15 protein-coding genes are annotated in these 15323 nt (G+C 65.7%); 5 read left to right on the plus strand and 10 right to left on the minus strand.

Translation table 11 applies throughout. The annotated features are described in order from the left end of the window. Position 1: 1 nt before the first annotated feature. The 4 genes from ACH13J_RS06020 to ACH13J_RS06035 form a co-directional block, all read right to left on the minus strand. On the minus strand, positions 2-1414 hold the full coding sequence (locus ACH13J_RS06020) for a type II and III secretion system protein family protein (RefSeq protein WP_397542410.1): 1413 nt from the start codon (positions 1412-1414) through the stop codon (positions 2-4). A 239-nt stretch (positions 1415-1653) separates the two neighbouring features. Further along, on the minus strand, positions 1654-2523 hold the full coding sequence (cpaB, locus tag ACH13J_RS06025) for a Flp pilus assembly protein CpaB (RefSeq protein ID WP_397542411.1): 870 nt from the start codon (positions 2521-2523) through the stop codon (positions 1654-1656). Positions 2524-2673: 150 nt separating this feature from the next. Continuing rightward, positions 2674-2850: a Flp family type IVb pilin gene (locus tag ACH13J_RS06030; RefSeq protein WP_397542412.1), complete on the minus strand. Its 177-nt coding sequence runs from the start codon at positions 2848-2850 to the stop codon at positions 2674-2676. Positions 2851-3111: 261 nt separating this feature from the next. Continuing rightward, entirely contained in the window at positions 3112-3291 is a 180-nt protein-coding gene (locus ACH13J_RS06035) for a Flp family type IVb pilin (RefSeq protein ID WP_397542413.1), read from the minus strand. 356 nt (positions 3292-3647) lie between these two features. Between ACH13J_RS06035 and ACH13J_RS06040 the strand changes: the two genes are divergently transcribed. Next, complete coding sequence (locus ACH13J_RS06040; RefSeq protein ID WP_397542487.1) at positions 3648-4469, plus strand: transglycosylase SLT domain-containing protein; 822 nt, start codon at positions 3648-3650, stop codon at positions 4467-4469. Between the two features lie 30 nt (positions 4470-4499). Here ACH13J_RS06040 and ACH13J_RS06045 read toward each other — a convergent pair whose 3' ends face one another. From ACH13J_RS06045 to tldD, 6 genes are all read right to left on the minus strand, one after another. Further along, the gene (locus ACH13J_RS06045) at positions 4500-5126 is read right to left on the minus strand and encodes a 3-oxoacid CoA-transferase subunit B (protein ID WP_397542414.1); all 627 of its coding nucleotides are present in this window, start codon (positions 5124-5126) and stop codon (positions 4500-4502) included. Between the two features lie 25 nt (positions 5127-5151). Beyond that, positions 5152-6066, minus strand: coding sequence for a sulfotransferase (locus ACH13J_RS06050; protein ID WP_397542415.1), 915 nt, complete (start codon positions 6064-6066; stop codon positions 5152-5154). A 6-nt stretch (positions 6067-6072) separates the two neighbouring features. Beyond that, entirely contained in the window at positions 6073-6768 is a 696-nt protein-coding gene (locus tag ACH13J_RS06055; RefSeq protein ID WP_397542416.1) for a 3-oxoacid CoA-transferase subunit A, read from the minus strand. A gap of 235 nt (positions 6769-7003) precedes the next feature. Next, positions 7004-9526, minus strand: a complete 2523-nt coding sequence (gene topA, locus ACH13J_RS06060; RefSeq protein ID WP_397542417.1) for a type I DNA topoisomerase — start codon at positions 9524-9526, stop codon at positions 7004-7006. A gap of 272 nt (positions 9527-9798) precedes the next feature. Further along, the gene (gene dprA, locus ACH13J_RS06065) at positions 9799-10962 is read right to left on the minus strand and encodes a DNA-processing protein DprA (RefSeq protein ID WP_397542418.1); all 1164 of its coding nucleotides are present in this window, start codon (positions 10960-10962) and stop codon (positions 9799-9801) included. A gap of 139 nt (positions 10963-11101) precedes the next feature. Continuing rightward, the gene (tldD, locus tag ACH13J_RS06070) at positions 11102-12526 is read right to left on the minus strand and encodes a metalloprotease TldD (protein ID WP_397542419.1); all 1425 of its coding nucleotides are present in this window, start codon (positions 12524-12526) and stop codon (positions 11102-11104) included. Between the two features lie 188 nt (positions 12527-12714). Between tldD and coxB the strand changes: the two genes are divergently transcribed. The 4 genes from coxB to ACH13J_RS06090 all read left to right on the plus strand — a co-directional run bounded on the left by coxB (position 12715) and on the right by ACH13J_RS06090 (position 15314). Continuing rightward, complete coding sequence (gene coxB / locus ACH13J_RS06075) at positions 12715-13557, plus strand: cytochrome c oxidase subunit II (RefSeq protein WP_397542420.1); 843 nt, start codon at positions 12715-12717, stop codon at positions 13555-13557. Between the two features lie 76 nt (positions 13558-13633). After that, positions 13634-14572, plus strand: a complete 939-nt coding sequence (cyoE, locus tag ACH13J_RS06080) for a heme o synthase (RefSeq protein WP_397542421.1) — start codon at positions 13634-13636, stop codon at positions 14570-14572. Then, positions 14572-14733, plus strand: coding sequence for a hypothetical protein (locus ACH13J_RS06085; RefSeq protein ID WP_397542422.1), 162 nt, complete (start codon positions 14572-14574; stop codon positions 14731-14733). Before cyoE ends, ACH13J_RS06085 begins: the two co-directional genes overlap by 1 nt. Beyond that, entirely contained in the window at positions 14733-15314 is a 582-nt protein-coding gene (locus ACH13J_RS06090; protein ID WP_397542423.1) for a cytochrome c oxidase assembly protein, read from the plus strand. Before ACH13J_RS06085 ends, ACH13J_RS06090 begins: the two co-directional genes overlap by 1 nt. Positions 15315-15323: the final 9 nt, after the last annotated feature.

Here is a 15323-nt window from a genome sequence, read left to right on the forward strand (position 1 = left end):
GTCACTCCATCACATAGCCGTAGGAGCCTTCGAAATCCTGCTTCGCGACTTCTCCGGCGGGGTTGCGGCCCTGTTTGTCTCCCGTTGCGACCGTGCCGTTGAGAAACAGCTGGCCTTCCGTGGGTGGCTTCACCCGGTCGGTCGGCAGCGCCAGCGCCTCGCCCCGGGTGGGTGTCACCAGATGGGCCGAGACGATGATGACCAGCTCGGTTTGCGAGCGCTGGTAATCGGCACTGCGGAAAAGTGCCCCGAGAACCGGAACATCCCCGATCCAGGGCACCTGCGCGTTGTTGTCCCGGAAATCGTCCTGCAGCAGACCCGCGATGGCGAAGCTCTGCCCGTCGCGCATCGCCACGGTGGTCGAGGCATCGCGCCGCCGAAAGGCGTTGACGGTCAGCCCGTCGGTCGTGATCGAGTTGGCATTGTCGATCGACGACACGGCGGCGGCCAGTTCAAGATTGATCACCCCGTCATCGACCACGCGGGGGATGAAGTTGAGTTCCACCCCGAAGGACTTGAACTCGATCGTCGTGACACCGTTGTCCTGCGCAACCGGGATCGGGAATTCGCCGCCTGCAAGGAATTTCGCCTCCTGTCCCGAAAGCGCGGTCAGGTTGGGTTCGGCCAGCGTGCGAACGACCCCTTTGGTCTCCAACGCCTCAAGCAGAACCCCCACCTCGACCGAGCCGACGTCGAACCCGATGAAGGCCGCGCCGGCGTTGTTGCCGCTGTCGAGGTTGTCGCCGGAGCCAACGCCGTTGGTTCCAAGGTTGTCGCCCGCGATGCCGATACCCTCGCCGGTGAGCGAGGATATCCCGTCGATCGCCAGAGACGTCGACAGCGCCTTGGACACGCTGCGCTGCATTTCCGCGAACCGGACCTTGAGCATCACCTGCTGCTTTCCCGAGACGGACATCAGGTTCGAAACCCGTTCCGGCGCGTATCTCTGCGCCAGTTCCAGGGCCCGGTCCATCCGGGTGGTGCTGCTGACCGTTCCCGACAGCACGATCCCGTCATTGGCCGTGCGCACCTCGATGTCCTCGCCCGGCAGAACCTGCCGAAGCCGCTCCTTGAATTCCGTCAGGTCAGCACTCACCCGGACATTGACGTTGGTGATGAGTTGCCCGGCGGCGTTCAGCAGCGTCAGCGTCGTACGCCCCGGCGCCTTGCCCAGCACGTAAATGGTGCGGTCCGACAGCGTCGAGAAATCCGCGATCGCGGGGTTTGCGATGCTCAGCTCCGCGAAGGGCACCTCGCTTTCCACGACCACGGCCTGGTTCATGGTTATGCTCAGATCGCGCGCGGTGCCCTTGCGAACGACCTGCAAGGTCTCGGCGGGGGCCGCGCTGGAAAGTGGCCCGAACATCAGCATCAGCCCGGCGAGGCCGGCCTTAACTGCGCCTGAAATTTTCATGTGACCTGCCTTTCCGATCACGCCTCAAGACACGGGTCTTGCCGCCCGTATGGAACCAAAATGGGCCAATTTCGGAAATTTTGCAAGAATCAATGGGTTTCATGTCTTTTCCGAAGGATTTTCCCTGGAACCGTTGCGGAAGTGAAACCCGTGCCGCATGCCGGTGCGCCCGTTGCCACGACGCAAAAGACGCCGGGTGCCCGGCGTCTTTCCGCTGTGGTCCGCGCGGCATGTCGGTGTCAGTTGGTGCAGGGGATCGGGGTTTCGATCACCTCCGACCCGCGACGGGTCTTGATGGTGCAGCGCTTTTCTTCCTTGGGCGCTTCCTCGACGACCTGCTCCTCTAGGCCCAGCAGGCGCTGCTGGTCGACCTCGATCACCTCCGCGACCGAGTCGTCGTCGGCCCCGACCAGCGACAGCGACAGCCGTCCGGTCGATTGCGCCTGTGCCAGCGCGGCGACCTGCTGCGGGGTTACCGATACCGTCACGGTCCGGGCAATGATCGCCTCGGTCGTGTCGGGGTTGGACTCCTGGTCGACCGCGATCAGCTTGACGTTGTTCTCGATGAGACGCGTGACCTCGCCGTTACGACCGCCTTCGAGCTGAGGCCCCTGCCGCCCGATCGAGCCGGACCAGTAAATATCCACGCGGTCGCCTGGCCGCAGGAAGCCGGACACGCCGCTGGAGACGTCGACATTGATGGCGAAGGCGCGCTTTCCGCGTTCCAGCTGCGAGGTGATGCCCGCCTCCTCGCCCGGCTCGGTGACCTTCACGCTGAGAATGGCCTCGTTCCTTTCGATTGACCGCAGCGCGCGCCGCGGTTTTTCGGAGCCTTCGGGAAACAGTTTCGCCTCCTCGCGGAACACGCCCTCGGGCAGGGACATCCGCGGGAAAGGTGTCAGCCGAACGTCCTCGGGCTTCAGCGCCTGGCCGTATTCCAGCGGCTTGTTGGCCACGTAGACATCGATCGTGTCGATGCCGGGATCGCGGTTCGCGCGCTCCTGGGCCAGCTGTGTCTGGTAGCTTTCGATGTAGTTTTTCGCCATGTACACGGCAAAGCCTGCGAGGCCGAGCCCAAGGGCGAGGACGAGACCGAAAACCAAGCGCATAGGATACCCTTTCAAGTTTCCCGAGCGGGCAGCAAAGGCTGCTCCAACTCAATCCCACAAGGCATACAGGATCATTGTGGCAGAATCTGGGAGGCGGTGAGACGGTTTTTCGCCCCGTCCTGCGCACCGCGCTGCCGTGGGCGCCGCGCGCTATTCGACCGGTTTGGAGGCCAGACTGCTCTGGATCTTGCTCGACACGGCATTTAGCCCGCCCTCTGTCGACAGGACGGTTGCCACCGCAAGTCCGGTTATGGCGGCCGTGAGAACGATCCAGTCGACGGATACAGCGCCGTCCTCGTCACGCAGCCTTCCGTTTAGATTTTTCAAGAAACGTCTCATGGGCGCGACCTTTCTGTTCCTGCTTGTTCAGGACTGCACCCGGATGGGCCCCGTGCGAGGGACATCCGACCGGTCAGGTTGCGCCGCGTCTGGCGAGGCAGGCAGCCGTCCTGCGGAGTCGTGTCCGGCAGATGCGCGGCAGGTGCTGCCGCCAGCCCCCATTGCATTTCACCAGGACGTCAAGAGGCCGCGACGGTGTCGTCGCGGCCCCTGATCGATCGATTGGACTGAATTTCAGCCCAGCCGGGTTTAGCGAACGGTTTCGTCGCCGACGCCGGAGCTGATCGAGCTGGCCAGCGTGTCCACACCGCCTTCGACGGTCGACACGGCCGCGACACCAAGGCCCACGATGGCTGCGGTCAGAACGACCCAGTCAACGCTCACGGCACCTTCTTCGTCCTTGCGGAATTTCTTGATGAACTTGATCATGGTTGGTCCCTCCAAAAGATCATACAGCTTCGGTTCCAACCGCTTCGACCGTTGCGGGCTGTCTGTTTCGTTGGCCCTGTGCCGTCGCGGTATGGTTGGATATAGCCAGCGGAATCAGGCACGATTTGGGCAGCATTGGTGGCATTTTGTGATCGTTAATTTCATGCCGAGAAATGATTGTAAGTATATGTAAATAAAAGAAAAGTTTTTAAATCTTTTTTCTTGTGGGGTGTTTTTCCATGGCCGTTCCCCCGATTCCGGGGCCGCCCGAGCCTCCCGCGGCCCGACGAAACCCGTGAAATCCCGGCGCGTTTCAGCTATGGTGACGGGCAAAACGAGGCGGTGCAGTGATATCGATGATCTTCCGCGCGTGGCTGGTGGCCGGGGCCGGACTGTTTGCGACAGGTGCCGTTGCCGACCAGCCGCCACCGTTCCCGGATTTCACCTTCAAGATGGGCAAACCGCCGGACCCCGGAACCCATAAGCGCATTACCGTACAGATCGTCCCGGAGGATGAGCAAACGAAGGCGGGGCAGGCGGGGCAGGCCGCCGTGGCGCCGCCCGACGCCGGCGGGGCCGCGCCCTCGGCCCATGACTGGTTCTGGTCGCGGGTCGAGACGGGGGTGGACGCCGACGCGACGCTGCGGCTGCGGCAGGCGCTGGAGGGGCTCGGTGCCGTACCGGACGGGGCGAAGATGGACGCACCGAGACTGCAGGAGATACAGGACATCGCCGCGCGTGAAGGGCGGCACATCCTGAGGGCCACGATCGGCACACGGGTCTCGCCGGCGCTGGTCCTTGCCGTCATAGCGGTGGAGTCGGGCGGGCGCCGCGAGGCAACGAGCAACAAGGGGGCAAAGGGCCTGATGCAGCTCATGCCCGAAACGGCCGCCCGCTTCGGGGTCGGGGACATCCTGTCGGGCGCCGACAACATCGCCGGCGGCGTGGCCTATCTCGATTGGCTTCTCAACGAGTTCGAGGGGGACGCTCTGTTGGCCCTCGCCGGGTACAATGCCGGCGAGGGCGCCGTTCACGATCACGGGGGCGTGCCGCCATTTCCCGAGACGCGCGGCTTTATCCCCAGGGTCCTCGCGGCGTACCGCGTGGCGCGCGGCCTTTGCAAGACGCGGCCCGAACTCATCACGGATGCCTGCGCGCTCAACCTCGCCTCCAACTGATGGGCGCGGCCGGGTGGCGCATTTACAGGCTCAGACGATCTTGGCCTCGGTCTTTGAAATGATCTCGTCCCGTGTCACGCCCGGGGCGCATTCCTGGATGTGCAGGCCCTTGTGCGTGACATCCAGCACGCCGAGGTCGGTGATGATCCGGTCGACCACCCCGGCCCCGGTGAGCGGCAGGGTGCATTCCTTCAGCAGCTTGCTCTGCCCGTGCTTGTTGGTGTGGTCCATAACCACCACCACGCGGCCCACGCCGGCCACCAGATCCATCGCGCCGCCCATGCCCTTGACCAGCTTGCCGGGGATCATCCAGTTCGCGAGATCACCGTTCTCAGCCACCTCCATCGCGCCGAGGATTGCCATGGCGATCTTGCCGCCGCGGATCATGCCGAAGCTCAGGGCACTGTCGAAATAGGAGGTGTGCGGCAGCTCGGTGATCGTCTGCTTGCCGGCGTTGATCAGGTCGGGGTCGACCTCGTTCTCGGTCGGGAACGGGCCCATGCCCAGCATCCCGTTTTCCGACTGCAACGTGACGTGCACGCCCTCGGGGATGAAGTTGGGCACGAGTGTCGGAATCCCGATCCCGAGATTGACATAGGTGCCGTCCTCGAGCTCTTGCGCCGCGCGGGCGGCCATTTCGTTGCGGTCCCAAGGCATAGGTTTCACTCCTTCATGTCACGTGTCATGGCGATGATGCATCCGCGGCGGCGCTGCGCCAGCCCGAAGTCTCGATAAGGGGCGTGCGGATGCAGGCGGCGATTTCGTCGGACAGCGCGTCTTTCAACCGGGTTTGCTCGGCCGGCCGAATGTGCCGCGGCAGGGCACGGGGGCTGTGCGTGGCCACGTAGGCACGGTGGCGCACCGACTTGGGCACCAGCCGCCGCGCCGCGGCCCTGAGCGCAGGGCTGGCCCAGACCGCCTGGACAAGGCGGTTGCGCGGAAGCACGGATTCGTTCTGCCGCTCGGGCGCCTCCAGTGGTCTCTGGGGCAGGCCGAGAAACCGCGCCACCCGCGCCAGCAGCGCGTCGGGGTCCGAAAGCTCTGCGTAATCCACGACCAGGAGCGACTCGCCGAAACGTTCGGCATAGCGCGCGAGGTCCGCCGCGACTCGGCTGCGCCGGACATGCCAGAAGAGCGGCTGCCAGCCGGCGTCGATACGCTCCTGCTCCGCGTCCAGCGCGGCGTCGAGCGATTCGTCGATGCCGTCGCGCAGCGTGTGCCGGTATTCCGAGATGGCGCGATCCACGGGGTCGCGGGTTATGCAGATCAGCCGGACGGGGTGGCGCCGCGCGAGCGCCGCGATCCGGTCCGGCGAGGCGGGGCACCACAAGTAGTCCGTCGAGGCGTCCACCGCCCAGGCCGCGCCGGGCTTGTCGGCGAAGTTCTCCAGCCAGCCCGCCTCGTCGGCGATCAGGGTCGCGCGGAATTCCTCCGCCCCGGGACCCGTCCAGTCACGCTCGGCGAGGTCGGACAGCGTGCGCGGCTCCTTTATCCGGCCGAGCACGATGTCGTTTCGCGCCCCCAGCCACGTGGCAAGCGCCGACGTGCCCGCCTTGGCGGTGCCGATGATGAACAGGTAGCCGCGATCCGCCGTCATCGGGCCTCAGCCCTCCCGAACCGTGCGCTTCTCGATGCGTTTCTCGTGCTGTCCCTGGATCAGGCGGTGCACGTAAATGCCCGGCAGGTGGATGCAGTCGGGGTCGAGCGTGCCGGGCTCTACGATCTCCTCCACCTCCATCACGCAGATGCGTCCGCACATGGCCGCCGGCGGGTTGAAGTTGCGCGCCGTCTTGCGGAAGATGCAGTTACCGGTCGTATCGGCCTTCCACGCCTTGACGATGGCAAGATCGGCAAAGATGCCGCGTTCGAGGATGTAGGTCTCGCCGTCGAATTCCTTGTGTTCCTTGCCCTCGGCGACTTGCGTGCCGACCCCGGTCTTGGTGTAGAACCCGGGGATGCCGGCCCCGCCGGCGCGCATGCGCTCTGCCAGGGTCCCCTGAGGGTTGAATTCCAGCTCCAGCTCGCCCGACAGGTATTGCTGCATGAAGGTGTCGTTCTCGCCCACATAGGAGCTCATCATCTTCCTGACCTGCCGCGTCTGCAACAGGATGCCGATGCCGAAATCGTCCACGCCGGCATTGTTGGACGCGAAGGTGAGGTCCTTGACCCCCGATTCCTGAATGGCTTTCAGCAGCAGTTCCGGAATGCCGCAGAGGCCGAAGCCCCCCGCGGCGATAAGCATGTCGTCATGCAGAAGGCCGTCCAGCGCCTCTGCCGCGGACCCGTAGATCTTGCTCATGAATTGCCCTCCTGAGATTTGCCCCGATATGAGGGGGGGCGGGCACCGGTGTCAACGCCCCACCCCGCGATCTTCCCGTGCTAGGGGTTACTACGTATCGCCGCCGCGGGCGACCGGTACGGGCGGCCGGTGCGTGGATGGGTATTTGTCCCAAGAAGATGCCGGTGAACGCACAAAGGGGCCCGAGCGTTCCCGGTGCCTGCCCGCGCAGGCCATGCGTGCCGTGTTCGGCGGTCTATTTGCCGGCGGCTGCCTTCTTGCGCGCCGGCGTCTTGCGGCCCTTGCCCTTCTTGGCCGCCTTCTCGGCGATGAGTTCCACCGCCTGGTCCATCGTCACCTCGGAGGGGTCGACGTCCTTGGGCAGGGTGGCGTTTATCTTGTCCCATTTGACGTACGGGCCGTAGCGGCCGTCCATCACGTTGACGGGCCCACCGCTCTGGGGGTGTTCGCCAAGCTCCTTCAGCGGCTTGGCGGCCGCGCCACGCCCCTTGCCGCGGCTCGCGGCCTTCTTGGCGAGTTCCTCGACGGCACGGTTCATGCCGACGGTGAAGACTTCCTCGGGGTCCTTCAGATTGGCGTAGAGCCGCCCGTGGCGCACATAAGGGCCGTAACGCCCGATCCCGGCCTCGATCATTTCGCCGTCATCGGGATGCGGGCCGACCTCCCGTGGCAGGCTAAGCAGTTTCAGGGCCTTTTCGAGGTCCATCTCGTCGGGGCTCCAGCCCTTGGGCAGGCTGGCGCGCGGTGGTTTCTTGTTGTCCTCGGTGACCTCGCCGCGCTGCACGTAGGGCCCGAACCGGCCCGAGCGCAGGCTGATCTCCTCGCCGTTCTCGTCCTCGCCGAGCACGCGGTCGCCCCCGGCCTCCTCCCCGCCTATGGGACGGGTATAGCGGCACTCGGGGTAGCGCGAGCAGCCGACGAAGCCGCCTGAGCGCGACGTCTTGAGATGCAGTTGCCCTTCGCCGCAGAGCGGGCAGGCCCGCGGGTCGGACCCATCCTCGCGCGGTGGATAGAGCGTTGGCGCGAGGGCCTCGTCGAGCTTGTCGAGCACCTCGGTGATCCGCAGCTCCGACGTCTCGGCGATCGCGGCGGAAAAGTCGCGCCAGAAACTGGCCAGCACCTGCTTGTAGTCGAGTTCGCCGGCGCTGATCCGGTCGAGTTCCTCCTCGAGGTTGGCGGTGAATTCGTAACCCACGTAGCGGCGGAAGAAGTTGAGCAGGAAAATGGTGACGATCCGGCCCTTGTCCTCGGGGATGAGGCGGTTCTTCTCCTTGCGGACGTATTCGCGGTCCTGGATGGTGGTGACGATGGAGGCATAGGTCGAGGGGCGGCCGATGCCCAGCTCCTCCATCTTCTTCACCAGCGTCGCCTCGGTATAGCGCGGCGGGGGCTGGGTGAAATGCTGCTCGGGGGTCACGGCGCGTTTCTCGGCCGCCTCGTCCCGGGTGATCTGGGGCAGGCGCTTGGCGTCGTCGTCGCCGCCGGCGTCGTCGCGCCCCTCCTCGTAGACTTTCATGAACCCGTCGAAGAGCACCACCTGCCCGGTCGCGCGCAGCCCCACCTGGCCGTCGGCGCTGGTGATGTCGACGGTGGTGCGCTCCAGCCGCGCGGCCTCCATCTGGCAGGCCAGCGTGCGCTTCCAGATCAGGTCGTAGAGCTTGCGCTGGTCGGCATCGGCCACGCGTATGGCGCCGGCATCGCGGGTCATGTCCGTCGGCCGGATACACTCATGCGCCTCTTGCGCGTTCTTGGCCTTGTTCTTGTACATGCGCGGGGATTTCGGCACGTACTCGGCGCCGTAGCGGTCACGGATGGCATCGCGCGCGGCGTGCACCGCCTCGGGCGCCATGTCGATCCCGTCCGTGCGCATGTAGGTGATCAGCCCCGCCTCGTAGAGCCGCTGCGCGGTGCTCATGGTCTGGCGCGCGCCCATGCCGAACTTGCGGCTGGCTTCCTGCTGCAGGGTGGAGGTCATGAAGGGGGCGGCGGGGTTGCGGCTGGCGGGCTTGGCCTCGACGGCGCTGACGGTCAGATCGCGGCTCTCGATCGCCTGCACCGCCATCTCGGCCTGGGTGGCGTCCTCTATGTCGTACTTGTCGAGTTTCTTTCCCGCAAGCGTGACAAGGCGCGCCTCGTACTCCTGCCCGCGCGGCGTGGCCAGACGTGCCGCGACCGACCAGTATTCGCGTGGGCGGAACGACTCGATCTCCATCTCGCGTTCGACGATGAGGCGCAGGCAGACCGACTGCACGCGCCCCGCGGACCTGGCGCCCGGCAGCTTTCGCCACAGCACCGGCGAGAGATTGAAGCCCACAAGATAGTCCAGGGCGCGGCGCGCAAGGTAGGCCTCGACGAGGTCCTCGTCGATGTCGCGGGGGTTCTGCATGGCCTCGGTCACCGCGGATTCGGTGATCGCGTTGAACACCACGCGGCTGACCTCGGTATCCTTCTTGATGGCCCGGCGCTTGCGCAGCGCCTCTTCGAGATGCCAGCTGATCGCCTCGCCCTCGCGGTCGGGGTCGGTGGCGAGAATGAGTTGCTGGTCGTCCTTCAAGGCATCGGCGATCGCCTTGACATGCTTGCGGGAGTCGGTGTCGATTTCCCACGTCATGTCGAAGCCGTTCTCGGGGTCGACGGAGCCGTCCTTGGGCGGCAGGTCGCGCACGTGTCCGTAGGACGCCAGCACGGTGTAGTCGGACCCCAGGTACTTGTTGATGGTTTTGGCCTTGGCCGGGGATTCGACGACGACAACCGGCATGAAATTCCTTTCGAGTCTGAAACGCCTTTCGCGGCGTCTTATATGGCGGCGGAACATGGTTCGGGGAAGGGGGGATTGTCAATGCGGTGGAAATCCCCGGGAATCGAGGGGCAGCCGACCGGGTTGCCGCGCACGGCGCGGGCGATAAACGCCTTCGCCTTGCGGATCTGCTCATGCCGGGAACTGCCGTGTGCGCCGATGCCCTCGCCGTGCTGCGCGGGGTTCGTGCCGTCCCAGACGGACGGCGCCCCGCGGACGCCGGTCACCCCGCGTCAGCCGGTTCCGGCCTTGCCAGCGAGGCTCAGCAGGCCGCCGGGATGGCGGGCGACCTTGCCGTCGAGTTCGAGATCGGTCAGCACCGGCGTGACCATCGCCGCCGGCGCGGAAAGGTCGCGGATCAGCTGATCCTCCGCCAGCGGAGTCGGGCCCAGCCGGTCCAGGATCTGCCGATGCAACGCCGCGGTGTCGCGCAGCGTGCGCGTCTCGGGCGGCGGGTCGGGGATGTCGGCCAGTGGCAGGTCGGGCTGGGGCGCCGGCGCGTGCGATCGGGGCAGTGCATCGATCACGTCGGCTGGTCCACGCACCAGCGTGGCGCCGTCGCGGACGAGCATGTTGCATCCGGCCGCGCGGGCATCGAAAGGGTGCCCCGGCACCGCCAGAACCTCGCGCCCCTGGTCGAGAGCGGCGCGCGCGGTGATGAGCGATCCCGATTTCGCCGCGGCCTCGACCACCACGAGGGCCACGGCAAGTCCGCTGATGATCCGGTTGCGGGGCGGGAAATGCCGCGCCTGTGGCGTCATCCCCATCGGCTGTTCCGACAGCCGCAGGCCAGCGTCGGTGATGTCCTCGCCCATGCGGGCGTTCTCGGCGGGGTAGATGATATCGACACCGCCGGCCATCACGGCGATCGTGCCGCTTTCCTTGGCCGCGAGATGCGCCGCCGTGTCGATGCCGCGGGCGAGACCGGAGACGATGACGTACCCCTCCTCCGCGAGCCCCCGGGCCAGCGCCGTGGCCATGCGCGTACCCAGGGAAGAGGCGTTTCGCGCCCCGACCATGGCGATGGCCGGCTTTTCGAGCACCGACATTTCGCCCACGGCCCAGAGCAGCGGCGGCGCATCGGCGACGCGGGCCAGCGCGGGCGGATAGCCGGCCTCGCCGATGCAGATCATCCGCGCCCCGACCTGGCGTGCGGCGCGGATCTCGGCCTCGGCCGTTTCGGCCGTGCAGGGTTGGTAGTTCTCGACGCCCGCGGCGCGGGCCACTTCCGGGAGCGCCTGCAGCGCGGCGGCGGCGTTGCCGTGCTCGGCCATCAGGCGGTGGAATGTCGACGGCCCGACGCGCCGCGAGCGCAAGAGACGGAGCCACGATACCCGATCATCTTCCGTGGTGGGTGGGAGTGGGGGGTGAGTGGAAGAATGTTTGTCCTCGGGCATCGTGACACCGCCTGCTTGCCCGAGCAGCAGTACGGCACGCAGGGTTAATTCGGAGTAAACCAACCCGAGATTCCCGCCGCCGCCCCGGGTGATGCGGGGCAACATGCTGGAATCATTGTCAGGATTTTGCTGTCGCGTGTCATCCGGCGGCCGAACCGCCCACCGTCAGCCCGCCGATCATCACGGTGGGCTGCCCCACGCCCACGGGGACCCACTGCCCGGCCTTGCCGCAATTGCCCATGCCCGGGTCCAGCGCCATGTCGTTTCCCAGCCCGCGGATGTGCTGCAACGCCGTGGCGCCGTCGCCGATCAGCGTGGCGCCCTTGACCGGGGCGCCCACCTTGCCGTCCTTCACGCGGTAGGCCTCGGTGCAGGAAAAGACGAACTTGCCGTTGGTGATGTCGACCTGTCCGCCGCCGAAGCCCACGGCATATATCCCGTCCCTGAGATCGGCAAGAATATCCTGCGGATCGCTGTCGCCGCCCAGCATGTAGGTGTTGGTCATGCGCGGCATCGGCGCATGGGCGTAACTTTGCCGGCGGCCGTTGCCCGTCGGGCTCGCGCCCATGAGGCGGGCGTTCTGGCGGTCCTGCATGTAGCCGACGAGAATGCCGTCCTCGATCAGCACGTTGCGCGCGGACGGGGTGCCCTCGTCGTCGACCGTCAGGCTGCCGCGGCGATCTGGGATCGTGCCGTCGTCCAGAACCGTGACGCCCGGCGCGGCGATGCGGCTGCCCATCAGGCCGGCAAAGGCCGAGCTGCCCTTGCGGTTGAAATCGCCTTCCAGGCCGTGGCCGATCGCCTCGTGCAGAAGGATTCCCGGCCATCCGGGGCCGAGCACCACGTCCATCACGCCGGCCGGGGCCGCCTCGGCCCGCAGGTTCACCAGCGCGATGCGCAGGGCCTCGCGCGTCTTGGCCTGCCAGTCGGCCGGGTCAAGGAGACCGTCGAGCCCCACGCGCCCGCCGCCGCCGGCGTGGCCGGATTCGCGCCTGCCGTCCTGTTCGACGATGACACCGACATTCAGCCGGGTCATCGGGCGGATATCGGTCACCTCGGTGCCATCCGGGCGCAGGATCACCACCTCCTGGTGGGACGCGGCGAGCGTGGCACTGACCTGTACCACGCGTGCGTCGAGCGCACGGGCGAAGGCGTCGATCTCGCGCAATGTCTCTAGCTTCACGGGAAAGCCCGCGCCGGATATGGGATCGGCATCGGTATAGAGGTGCCGGTTGGTCCGCGCGGGGGGCGGGGCCATGGTGCCGCCCCCGTCGGCCACCGCAAGACGCGCGGTTTCCACCGCGCGGAGCAGGGCGGGCTCCGATATCTCCGATGCGTGGGCGTATCCCGCCACCTCGCCGCGCACCGCGCGCAGCCCGAACCCCTCGGACGCATCGTAGGAGGCCGACTTCACGCGACCGTCATCGAATACCAGCGACTCCGACCGCCGGCGCTCCAGAAACAGCTCGCCGTCATCGGCACCGTCGGTCGCCGCGCGCAGTTGGCCGAGCGCCGTCTCTCGGTCGAGAGCCGTCTCGAAAGGGCGAAAAGCGGTGTCGTTCATGTGTCGGTCCTTTCCCTTGGCCGCCCAGCAATTTGATCTGAATCAAAAAAAGCGTCCGTTTGCCGCATGCTCTTTCTTGTCTGCCATGGCAGAATATGGTTTCTACCGTCAGCAATCAAAGGCGGGTCGGCGCGATCCGCCATGACCTACGGACATAGGACGAACGCTTCAACCGATCAGGGTGTAAAATGCGACTACTTTCCAGCCTCACGGCCGCCATGGCCGCACTGACCGCCGCTCCGGCGCTTGCGCAAGATGGCGAGACGACAACGGGCAAGCCCGTCGATGGCGGGATGGGCTTCCAGCCTGCCGCGACGGAGTTGGCCCGCGACCTGCAGTGGCTGGATGGCATGATCAACGTTATCATCACCGCCATCGTGCTGCTGGTCTGCGCCCTGCTGGTGATCTGCATCGTGCGCTACAACCGCCGCAGCAACCCCGAACCGGCGAATTTCACGCACAACTCTCCGCTCGAGGTCGCATGGACGGTGGTTCCCATCGTCATACTGGTGTTCATCGGGGCTTTCTCGCTGCCGGTGCTCTTCAAGCAGCAGGAAATTCCCGAGGCCGACATCAACATCAAGGTCACGGGGTACCAGTGGTTCTGGGGCTACGAGTATACCGATCATGATTTCGGCTTCGAGAGCTTCATGCTGCCGAAGGAGGATCTGGCTGAGTACGGCTACAATGAGGACGAGTATCTTCTGGCCACCGACACCGCCGTCGTGGTGCCCAAGGGCAAGACCGTCGTGATGCAGGTGACCGGGGCGGACGTGATACATTCATGGACAATCCCGGCCTTTGGCGTGAAGCAGGACGCCGTTCCCGGCCGTCTGGCAGAGCTGTGGTTTACCCCCGAGAAGGAAGGAACCTATTTCGGCCAGTGCTCGGAGCTGTGCGGCAAGGACCATGCCTACATGCCCATCACCGTGAAGGTGGTCAGCCAGGAAGAGTACGAGAACTGGCTTGATGGCGCGATCGAGGAATATGCCGGCACGCCGCGCTCGGTCGAGGTGGCCTCTGCCGAGTGACGCGATGTGCCGCTGAGTTGCTGCCCACGCCGGCCCCGGGCCGCAGTGCGGGCAGCTCTCGCCACCCGGAGAAGAGATGAGCGACGCAAGCCTTCATACAACCACCCAGCCCGGCGAAGCGGGCCTTGGCGATTACTTTGCCCTGCTCAAGCCGCGCGTGATGACGCTGGTGGTGTTCACCGCCTTCGTTGGACTCTACGCCGCACCCGGATCGGTGCACCCGGTGATCGGTTTCGCGGCGATCCTGTTCATCGCGGTGGGCGGCGGTGCCTCCGGGGCTCTCAACATGTGGTGGGACGCCGACATCGACCGCCTGATGCGCCGCACGCGCAATCGGCCCATACCGGCCGGCCGCATCACCGGGGCCGAGGCGTTCGGCTTCGGCATGACGCTGGCGGGGATCTCGGTTGTGATGCTGTGGCTTGCGACCAACGCCCTGGCGGCAGCGATCCTTGCCTTCACCATCTTCTTTTACGTCGTGATCTACTCCATGTGGCTCAAGCGGTGGACGCCGCAGAACATCGTCATCGGCGGGGCCGCGGGGGCCTTTCCACCGATGATCGGATGGGCGGCGGCCACGGGCACCATCAGCGTGGAAGCCGTGCTCATGGTCGCGCTCATCTTCATGTGGACTCCCCCGCATTTCTGGGCGCTCGCGCTTTTCATGAAGTCCGACTACGATGATGCCGGTGTTCCGATGCTGACGGTAACGCACGGGCGCAGGGCGACGCGCCGCCACATCCTGGGTTACACCGTGGCGCTGGCGGCGCTGGCGATCGGGACCGGCTTCACCGCGGTTGGCGGGCCTGTATACCTTTCGGTCGCCGTCGTGTTCAACCTGCTGTTTCTCGCCCGCGCGTGGGCCGTGTGGCGCCGTGACGAGCCGCGGGCAGAGGCTGACGGCTACCGCGTCGAGAAATCGACCTTCAAGCTGTCGCTTTATTATCTTTTCGCGCATTTCAGCGCCATCGCGGTCGAGGCGACGCTTCAGCCGTATGGCCTCGGAGGGTGGTGATGGCACTGTCCAGGCAGCATGATCTTCACAAGCGCCGGTTTTCCCGCAATCTCGGTCTTGGCGTGATCCTTGCGGGGTTCGTGGCGCTGATCTTCGGGCTGACCGTCGTCAAGGTCTCGACCGACGAGTTCACCATGCCAACCGCGCAGGAGGAGAACTGATGGCCATGAACCCCCAGACCAAGACCGTGACCCGTCTCGTAGGGGTGGTGCTCTTGATGGGCGGGCTCGCCTGGGCCTCGGTGCCGCTTTATGACTGGTTCTGCCGTGTCACCGGGTATGGTGGTACAACCTCGGCCGCCACCGCCGGTTCCGACGAGGTGCTGGACGAAACCATCAAGGTGCGTTTCGACGCGTCCAAGGAGAGGGACTTCCCTTGGGAGTTCAAGCCGCTGCAACGGGAAATGGAGCTCAAGATCGGCGAGACAGGGCTGGCCTTCTACGAGGCGTACAACCCGACCGACCGCCCCGTGGCTGGCCAGGCATCCTACAACGTCACGCCGTTCGAGGCGGGCAGCTTCTTCAGCAAGATCGACTGCTTCTGCTTTACCCAACAGGTGCTGCAGCCGGGCGAACGGGTCGAGATGCCCGTGACCTTCTACGTCGATCCGGAGATCACGACGGACCGGGATGCGAAGTACACGCACACGATCACGCTCAGCTACACCTTCTATGAAATCGACCTGCCGGAGGAGCATGCATCGCTTGCGCAGGACGGTCAAACCGATACAACAACAAACTGAACTAGCCTT

Source organism: Roseovarius salis, assembly GCF_044472985.1.
Classification (GTDB): Bacteria; Pseudomonadota; Alphaproteobacteria; order Rhodobacterales; family Rhodobacteraceae; genus Roseovarius; species Roseovarius salis.

Coding starts and splice junctions, on each gene's coding strand:
- ACH13J_RS06020 (WP_397542410.1), bottom strand. CDS start 1,414: ATGAAAATTTCAGGCGCAGTTAAGGCCGGCCTCGCCGGGCTGATGCTG.
- cpaB (WP_397542411.1), bottom strand. CDS start 2,523: ATGCGCTTGGTTTTCGGTCTCGTCCTCGCCCTTGGGCTCGGCCTCGCA.
- ACH13J_RS06035 (WP_397542413.1), bottom strand. CDS start 3,291: ATGATCAAGTTCATCAAGAAATTCCGCAAGGACGAAGAAGGTGCCGTG.
- ACH13J_RS06040 (WP_397542487.1), top strand. CDS start 3,648: ATGATCTTCCGCGCGTGGCTGGTGGCCGGGGCCGGACTGTTTGCGACA.
- ACH13J_RS06045 (WP_397542414.1), bottom strand. CDS start 5,126: ATGCCTTGGGACCGCAACGAAATGGCCGCCCGCGCGGCGCAAGAGCTC.
- ACH13J_RS06050 (WP_397542415.1), bottom strand. CDS start 6,066: ATGACGGCGGATCGCGGCTACCTGTTCATCATCGGCACCGCCAAGGCG.
- ACH13J_RS06055 (WP_397542416.1), bottom strand. CDS start 6,768: ATGAGCAAGATCTACGGGTCCGCGGCAGAGGCGCTGGACGGCCTTCTG.
- topA (WP_397542417.1), bottom strand. CDS start 9,526: ATGCCGGTTGTCGTCGTCGAATCCCCGGCCAAGGCCAAAACCATCAAC.
- dprA (WP_397542418.1), bottom strand. CDS start 10,962: ATGCCCGAGGACAAACATTCTTCCACTCACCCCCCACTCCCACCCACC.
- tldD (WP_397542419.1), bottom strand. CDS start 12,526: ATGAACGACACCGCTTTTCGCCCTTTCGAGACGGCTCTCGACCGAGAG.
- coxB (WP_397542420.1), top strand. CDS start 12,715: ATGCGACTACTTTCCAGCCTCACGGCCGCCATGGCCGCACTGACCGCC.
- cyoE (WP_397542421.1), top strand. CDS start 13,634: ATGAGCGACGCAAGCCTTCATACAACCACCCAGCCCGGCGAAGCGGGC.
- ACH13J_RS06085 (WP_397542422.1), top strand. CDS start 14,572: ATGGCACTGTCCAGGCAGCATGATCTTCACAAGCGCCGGTTTTCCCGC.
- ACH13J_RS06090 (WP_397542423.1), top strand. CDS start 14,733: ATGGCCATGAACCCCCAGACCAAGACCGTGACCCGTCTCGTAGGGGTG.